Raw genomic sequence first — 7954 nt, 5'->3', positions numbered from 1 at the left:
TTCTTATACAGTTTTTACCCACACGCCAGCTTCGCTTGTGACGTGCAAGCGAATGGTTTTGATTGATTCAAGATAAACAGATTTGAAATGAGACAATCTTACGATATTCGGGATTCTCATTCAATATGAATAACGATTAATTATCATTAAAATCAATATATTATATGATATTAGACAAAGTAACTTTGAGAATAGAGATAATTTTTTTGCCTTTTAAAGGGGGGGTATAAGCTTACCTATAAGAAAGAAGAGAAAGGCTTTGGTGAAGAGCCATTGATGTCTCAATTTGTGCTGCATTTTATAAGGTTTAGGTTTGAAAGTTTATCTCTGAACAGTAGCAAAAAAGAGAAACGTTTTTTAAAGAATAAAAAGTTTTTACACGGTATGCATCAATATAAATGTGTATGGTTATTAATGGATTTTTATGCTGAAGTTTCTTATAGAAGAGAGCAAGTATTATTTGGATAATATGCTCTCTTTGATTGGTAATCTTTTGTGTTAAAAGATATAGGTGAGGTGCGATGGATCATTTTTATGTTGTGGAGAAGGATTGATGAGTTTTTTTCGTTGTATTGGCCGTTCTGCCTTATTTATGTTGGATCCAGAGCAAGCACACGGTTTAGCGATTCTCGGGCTGAAAAGTGGATTAAATGGCTGTCAAAAGGTTATCGATAAACGTTTGTGTGTAACTGTTGCTGGGCTTGAGTTTGAAAATTTTATTGGTCTTGCAGCGGGGTTTGATAAAAATGCAGAGGTTGTGGATGGTGTTTTTCGTTTAGGATTTGGTTTTACAGAAATTGGGACAGTGACACCAAAGCCTCAGATTGGAAATTCTAAACCACGACTCTTTCGTTTAAAAGAAGATGAAGCAATTATTAATAGAATGGGTTTTAATAATGATGGACATCAAGTTGTTTACAACAGATTGCGCGCGTGTAAAAAAACTGGTGTTGTAGGCGTTAACATTGGAGCCAATAAGGATACGGTTAATAAGATTGGTGATTATACTGTTGGTATTGCTCATTTTTATGATGTTGCTGATTATTTTACGGTTAATATTTCTTCTCCTAATACACCAGGCTTACGTGATTTACAGGCCCGTGACAGTTTGCATCTTTTGTTGAGTGCAATTTCGCAAGTGCGAAATGAGCAAGAGAAAAAGCATGGATTCTCCATTCCCATTTTTTTAAAAATTGCTCCTGATTTATCAGAGAAAGAATTAGATGATGTTGCTGAAGAAATAAAGCTTTCTAATTTTAATGGGCTGATTGTTTCTAACACAACTCTTTCACGCCAGGGGCTTAGCAATAGTCACCTCAGCAATGAAGAGGGAGGGCTTTCTGGACGTCCACTTTTTGAACGTTCTACTATTGTGCTTGCAAAAATGCGTCAAAAGTTAGGGAAGGAGATTGCAATTATCGGTGTTGGCGGTGTAAAGGACGCACAAACTGCTTTGGAAAAAGTAAAAGCTGGTGCAGATTTGATTCAATTATACAGTGGGATGGTTTATGAAGGTCCAGATCTTGTCATAACTATTCTGCAAGAGATTTTGCAGATGATGCAACAAGATGGAGTTGATAACATAAAAAGCTATCGTGATCATAGTCTTGAGCATTGGGCAAAATTTCCTTTGTAAAAAACGCTTTTTTCTTCACAAAAAATTGCGAGATTTTTTTAAAGGGGCTTGCAAACTTTGTTGATTTTCCTTATGTCACATAAGCAAAGGATAAATGCTTACAAAATCGTGAACAGTTATGATACATTTTCTTTTTATGCGGTTGTAGCTCAGTTGGTTAGAGCGCTGGTTTGTGGCACCAGAGGTCGTAGGTTCAAATCCCACCAACCGTACCAAAAAATTTTATTGGAAATACTGAAAATGGATGTGCAAGATGAACAAACGCTTGCTAAGAGTATTGTATCACCGACTGTAACTGCTTGGGGGTATAATGTTGTACAAAAAACGCATGGCATTCCAAAAAAAACAATAAGGCGCATTGCGCTTCTCCTCTTACCTTAATGCGTTTTCATTATGCATCTTTTACACAAGACTTGCGATGGAAAGATTTTACGGAACAAATCAATTGTTTTGTTTAAAAGATCCGAGCTTCATACACTTTTCAATATGGAAGGGTATTCACAATGTTTGTTGTGATGAAGCAATTGCTATCTCTTGGCATGCCACTGGTTGTTGGGTTTATCTCTCAGATGATGATTTCCTTCACAGAAGCAGCGCTTGTAGCGCATTTAGGCGTGCAAGCCTTGAGTGGTACAATGTTAGCTCTGAGTATATTTAGTTTTGTTATGTTGTTTGGGCTAGGTATTATTACCGCGGTTGCACCAAAACTTGCGGAAAGTTTTCGTAGACAAGATAGATATGCATTAAAGGCATGGTTTGATCAAGGAATAGGGCTTTCCCTTTTGATTGGAACGGTGAGTGCGATCATTTTACTCAACACGAGGAATATTTTGTGTTTTCTCGGCCAAGATGGGACAATTGCCAATATAGCGCAGGAATATAATAGTGGTGCTGCTATAGGAGGGGTGTTTTTTTATCTTTATGTGAATAGCCGGGGATTGCTGTCAGCAATTGGTAATCCACAGCCTTTAACCTGGGTTATGCTTGCAGCTATCATCGTGAATTTTTTTATCTCTTGGCCGCTTATTTTTGGTATAGGTTCTGCGAGCGGATTAGGTGTCTTTGGTGCTGGAGTTGCGAGCAGTTTGATCCGTATTTTAATTGTTATCGCTGCGGCAATAATTTTGTCCCGCAATTCTGCTTTTCATTCTTTTCGCTTTAATTATTTGAGACCAAAGTTAGAGATTTCACGAATAATAAAATTGCTGCGAGTAGGGCTACCCATTGGTATACGTATTCTTATTGCGGAAGGCTTTCCTTCGGTCATTGCATTTATGATTACGGCTTATGGGGTCGAATCTTTGGCTGCACATACGATAGGGATGCGTCTCGATATGCTTATTTCTGTGGTGGCTTTGGGAATTTCCAGCGCAGCTGCGACAATAGCAGCGTGGTATAGAGCAGATAGGAATAATATGGCTCTAAAACAGTTGCGTATAAGTGTCACAGTTTTTGCTGTAGCTTATGTCTTATTTTTATCAGTGGTTGTTTATCTCTCTTATGAATTTATCCTTACAACTATCTTTAATATTTCTTCAGAACGCGTTATTGTTTTCTCTTGGGAGTTGCTTCCATTCATCTTATTGTCTTTTGCTTTTGGCACTTTAGGAGCTATGCTCAATGGCATACTTGTGGGTTTGCTTGATACGTTTTGGTCAACAATTGTTGTAGCAATAAGTTATTGGGGGTTAGGCCTATTGGGGGGAGCGCTAATGGCGCATTTTTTTGAATATGACTTTATTGGCTATTGGCTTGGCATGATTGGTGCAAGCTTAATCGTTTCTATCTTTAATTATATGCGCGTGGGTTATTTAATAAAATGCAATCCTATGTTTGGGGTAGAGTGAGTGTTATAAAAGCGCTTGTAAAGCACTAGCTGTGAAGGCATAGCTATTCACCGTCCATAGAGGCTGTTTTACTTCTATGGAGATAACAATATAGGTTACAAAACTTGCTTAATATTGAAAAGAAGTGCCTTTGATTGTAGCCTCAATATTCTTTATTGAATTTTAAAATAATATGGATTTATTAAAATCATTCGGCTTCAATTTAAGAGTAAGTTCGGTAGATTGGAAGAGTTTAATACCTTAAAAAATGACGAGAAAAAATGTGCTTATATTCATACGCCGTTGAGGAGGCATTTAAAAAAGTTGTTGTTTTTATAAGTTATTACAATACAATCAGCGGTGCTGAAGTGCATGCATTTGTTAAAACAATTGCAGTCGCTAACGGTGTTATTTTTGCAAATCCTGTTTATTACAGGTCTTATTCAGAGACTTTGAAGAATGCTCTTGATAATTTAGATTATGGTGCTTTTTGGATAAAGCTTTTGGTCTTCTCTCTCATGACAATACAACCAAAAATGCGCACTGCCCTGTGTATATTTGGTACTAGTTGTGCATATGCTTTATGGACAGGCACTGCAATATCAAGTTGCTTCAGCTAAAGATGGTTTTGCGTTTGAGAATGAAAACCGTACATGGAGACTTAGCAGCGTAAATGTACGGGCTCGCTGCGCACATCTTGTTGATGAAATATATATTTTTAAACAATAAGGGTGGAGGATATGATCAAAAATGATAGGAAATACCGTTATTTAGTCGTTGGTGGTGCAGGACTGTTGGCTTCCGTGTGCCGGTCATTAGGGCTAAATAACGTGATTATTGCAGCGCGTTTTCGTTCTCATCAATCCAAAATCGAGTTATTTCAGATAAGGGCTAAATGTGTATCTTGGAGATTATTATAAGCCATAGGCACAATTTTTAAAAGGGGTACCACTATGGACGTGCTTGAAATATTGCATATTATGGGGGCATTCGCCTGCACATGCATTTTCGTGTAGGTTGAGATTGAGCTTTTGGCCTTCTTACCGAAGCCGCTTGCGTATTGTTTATGTTTTTGGTTCTAATGCAGAGGATAAAATAATCTCTGGATGTGCGCATCACAATAAGATTGATTCCACATCTGTAAAATTAGGTCAGAAAAGGCGATCATATGGCCGGCGGTGATCAATGAGAAAAGTCTTTATGATCATGTGATTTGTGAGAGCCGTATTGAGAAAGAGTTTGCGCAAAATCTCGATAACGACTCTGATGTAAGATTGTTTTTTAAACTGCAAAGAAGTTTTAAAATAGCTACTCCCATTGGCTCTTACACGCCTGATTGGACGTTTTTTTTAGAGCGGGATGGCGAACAAAAGCTTTACTTTGTGCTGGAAACAAAAGGAACGAATAGCGAGTTTGATTTGCGTCTTAAAGAAATGCTGAAGATTAAATGCGGCAAGGCGCATTTTACCGCCCTTGAGACTGGTGTGGTGTTTAACGAGGCACCGGTGATGAGTTGGCGCGATTCTAAGCGGGGGATGGTAGTAGAGAGAGTAGGGGGGCTGTGGTAGGAGTGGGCGGTACGAATGAGGCTGTCTTTAGTTGCGTACCGACAAGCTAATTTTGTGCTTTGCGAAATTCGCCAAGGCTTTTGGACGTACCGCGTTTATCGCGTAATAAAATCTTATGAATATCATGCAGAAGGCGCGCAGAAACGGGTGATTGCGTGTCTAGCTTCCCAATGCCGTAATTAAGTACAGCCACATAATGAGATAGCTCTTCAATATCATCAGTCGTACTGATACTTTTTTTTTATTTTCAAACAATAATAGGTCAGATGGTAACGATTATGTCCTTTTTATCTGAGAAAAGAGTAGCACCGCTTGCGTATATGTACGAGTAAAAGTCAATCAACATTGGTCTGAGGTAAAAACCGCCAATTATTTCTAATACACCTAAGGATTTCATAGCTTGCTCTAACGGTTTATATAAAACCGCCCTTTTAAAAGATGGATTGGGCGGCAAATTTATTGGGATATAGGCTTTATGAATCTCTCGAACTAAGCTTTCTACTATGCAGGTCCTAAGGCGTGATTGCATATATGGTCGTATCTGTTGCTGCGTTGTGTAGGCAGAGATCATAAATTAGGAAAGGAGGGCTGCTCTTTTAATTACAAAGGAAGAATACGGCGCGTAAGTGAAGCAAAATGTATTTTGAGGAGCAGTAAAGGGGTGAGGCATTTGATGTCCAGCGGGTGATGGATTAACTGGAGTATACGTAGGCATTGCTAGGGCGGAGTTTTTAGTTAAGAATTGCACTTCGTACGCTATAAGCTCTCTGCATCCTTCATATAGGCGTTGGATCATCGCCCAATGCAACGTAAAGGGGCTGTTTTGTCTTTAGCGTTTGTTTGGCTGCTTCTATAGTGCCGCTGGCTCTATCAGCCATTATGGTGATAATTTTCTCGTCCAAAGAATAAATCAATCGATTGCGTAATAGGGTATGTGTGCCTTTTTTGACCGTGTCTTTTTTTAAAAGCAGCTGTTACCTCGTGGCAGGGTTGGGGGTGTTTATATGATCAGCTTGCCAAAGAAATGGAAGCGTTATCGCGATAGCCACCAATAGTAGTCCAGCGATAAAGGTGGCAGCAAACTGCAATGATATAAAAGAACCAAGGACGCCGACCAAAAAGCTTCCGACCGGCGTTCCAGCATAGCCTATCACCCGAAAAGCAGAATTAGCTCGCCCGAGAAGTTGCTTTGGTGTGAGGCGCTGCCTGAAGGCGGTAACACCAATAAACCATAAGCTTGCTCCAATGCCAGCGATAAAGGTGACGCCCCATACGACGACAGCACTTTTTGAAAAGGCTGGAATCAGCAGCAAGACAACCGTTCCTAAACCGTCAGTGAGAACAGCTAGGCGCACCGGTGCATAGCGTATACGCGGCGCAAATAGGGCACCTGCCATTGTTCCAAGTGCGTAGGCTGCAAACATCACGCCATATTGGCTGCTATGTAGGCCCAGATACCGACTGTCGGTAACGAAGAAGATGAATGAGGTTAGGAATGCTCCAAATACCACCGATAGAAAGAATGTGAGTAATGTAAGGGAGGTAAGATGCCGATTTGAAAAAATGAAACGAAAGCCGGCAATGATATAACGGAAAGTGATGTTTTCTTTATCAGGTGTTGGCGATGTCGGAACAGCATGGCGAGCGGTAAAAATCAATGCGATAAAAAGCACGATTAACAGGCCGAGAAATAGCAGTGTGCTATGCGCTAAAATGCTGCTTGTTATGACAGGGGCAAGAAAATAGGAGACCCCGAAATCTAAAAACAAGACAATAGAGTAGAAGGTCATCAATCGCTCTCCCTCCATGATAAGTGGTGGAATCGTCATTATATAAGCTTCGGCAGAAACGACGATGAATCCAGCAATGGTTGCATAGAAGAAAATTTGTTCGGCTGGAGTAATCTGTATCATGAGCAGTATGAACAGGACAATATGCAGTAGCATGAAGATGAAGAGAGCTGAGGTGGCAAGTTTTATTTTGTCGCAGCGATCAAGTAAAACGCCTGCAAGGATGCCGAAAATTGGCCACGCTAATGAGAAGAGACCTTGCGCCCAACTTACTCCGACTACGCCATATCCAGATTGTCTTGCTAATAGCGGGATGGCAGTGCGCAAAGCACCGCTGAGTAAGGCGAGCAGACTAACGGTTAGGCAAAAATAGCGTATGTTCTTGTTGGAAAAAAGCGTGAACATTCTGTTCTCCTTAAGATGCCACACAGGTTTCCACTGTTCCATCAAGTACGGCGGTTGTATTCAGCATGTTTGAGACATAGCCGTCCAAGATATTCCTGTCTTCCTGAGATAGAAGAAAATACATAAGGTTGGAATACCATTGCCAACCACGCTGAGTGAGCTGGAGATCGTTATCACTTTCTGCGATGAGACCTGCATCTATGAGCTGTTGTAGGTTATTGTATACAAAAGAGGGGAGTGCGGTCCAGTCAATTCTTTCTTTTTTTGCATAGCCGTTATAAGGTAGCCGCATACACAAAGCCTTGGAGGCTTGTTGCTCCGCTGATACCCAATTGTAGTATACTTTGGATTTGCCTTTAAGTTGTATGTCGGTAATGTATTCGCTTCGACTGGGATTGGCGCGTGTGACGAGTGAGCCGAGAATCGACAGTGCTGACGCCCCAAAGCCAACCACATAATCATCATGATAACCATGCAAATATTTGTGATAGCGGAAATGATTAGCTGAACTCGTTTTAGCGAGCGTTAGAGGAGTGTTATTGGAAATTTTGATATAGGAATGCCCATTACACGGCGCATAGCCGCAGCTGCGCATAACGATGTCGCTAAATAATCGAAGCATCTGTCGATGCTGTAGGCTGGACGGTTTCAACCCTTTTTGTGCGTAAGACTTATGCAGTTGCGACGTGATAGCCAGATTGTTGATTGCATAGAGGTTGATGGTTTCAG

General features: G+C 40.4%; 8 protein-coding genes, 1 tRNA gene and 1 pseudogene. 7 read left to right on the top strand and 3 right to left on the bottom strand.

Features of this window, described 5'->3' with window-relative positions; genetic code table 11:
• Nucleotides 1-276: 276 nt before the first annotated feature.
• The 7 genes from ACFIO3_RS00490 to ACFIO3_RS00460 all read left to right on the top strand — a co-directional run bounded on the left by ACFIO3_RS00490 (nt 277) and on the right by ACFIO3_RS00460 (nt 5030).
• Nucleotides 277-468 carry a hypothetical protein gene (locus ACFIO3_RS00490; RefSeq protein WP_375614446.1) on the top strand — a complete coding sequence of 64 codons (192 nt, stop codon included), beginning with the start codon at nt 277-279 and terminating at the stop codon, nt 466-468.
• Between the two features lie 85 nt (nt 469-553).
• Nucleotides 554-1636: a quinone-dependent dihydroorotate dehydrogenase gene (locus ACFIO3_RS00485; protein WP_375609059.1), complete on the top strand. Its 1083-nt coding sequence runs from the start codon at nt 554-556 to the stop codon at nt 1634-1636.
• Between the two features lie 138 nt (nt 1637-1774).
• Nucleotides 1775-1851: transfer RNA gene (locus tag ACFIO3_RS00480), tRNA-His, on the top strand.
• Between the two features lie 25 nt (nt 1852-1876).
• The gene (locus ACFIO3_RS00475; protein ID WP_375606462.1) at nt 1877-2017 is read left to right on the top strand and encodes a hypothetical protein; all 141 of its coding nucleotides are present in this window, start codon (nt 1877-1879) and stop codon (nt 2015-2017) included.
• Between the two features lie 122 nt (nt 2018-2139).
• Nucleotides 2140-3483, top strand: coding sequence for an MATE family efflux transporter (locus tag ACFIO3_RS00470; RefSeq protein WP_375704007.1), 1344 nt, complete (start codon nt 2140-2142; stop codon nt 3481-3483).
• A 260-nt stretch (nt 3484-3743) separates the two neighbouring features.
• Nucleotides 3744-4082, top strand: a complete 339-nt coding sequence (locus ACFIO3_RS00465; protein ID WP_375606460.1) for an NADPH-dependent FMN reductase — start codon at nt 3744-3746, stop codon at nt 4080-4082.
• Nucleotides 4083-4640: 558 nt separating this feature from the next.
• Nucleotides 4641-5030, top strand: coding sequence for a hypothetical protein (locus tag ACFIO3_RS00460; RefSeq protein WP_375704006.1), 390 nt, complete (start codon nt 4641-4643; stop codon nt 5028-5030).
• 46 nt (nt 5031-5076) lie between these two features.
• Here ACFIO3_RS00460 and ACFIO3_RS00455 read toward each other — a convergent pair whose 3' ends face one another.
• From ACFIO3_RS00455 to ACFIO3_RS00445, 3 genes and pseudogenes are all read right to left on the bottom strand, one after another.
• Entirely contained in the window at nt 5077-5223 is a 147-nt protein-coding gene (locus ACFIO3_RS00455; RefSeq protein WP_375608561.1) for a hypothetical protein, read from the bottom strand.
• Nucleotides 5224-6004: 781 nt separating this feature from the next.
• On the bottom strand, nt 6005-7225 hold the full coding sequence (locus ACFIO3_RS00450; protein WP_375608562.1) for an MFS transporter: 1221 nt from the start codon (nt 7223-7225) through the stop codon (nt 6005-6007).
• A 10-nt stretch (nt 7226-7235) separates the two neighbouring features.
• A pseudogene (locus ACFIO3_RS00445) lies at nt 7236-7954 on the bottom strand (coproporphyrinogen III oxidase); the annotation flags it as partial.

Source organism: Bartonella sp. AD328YNZD (assembly GCF_042196425.1).
This window is presented reverse-complemented; position numbering and strand designations above follow the sequence as displayed.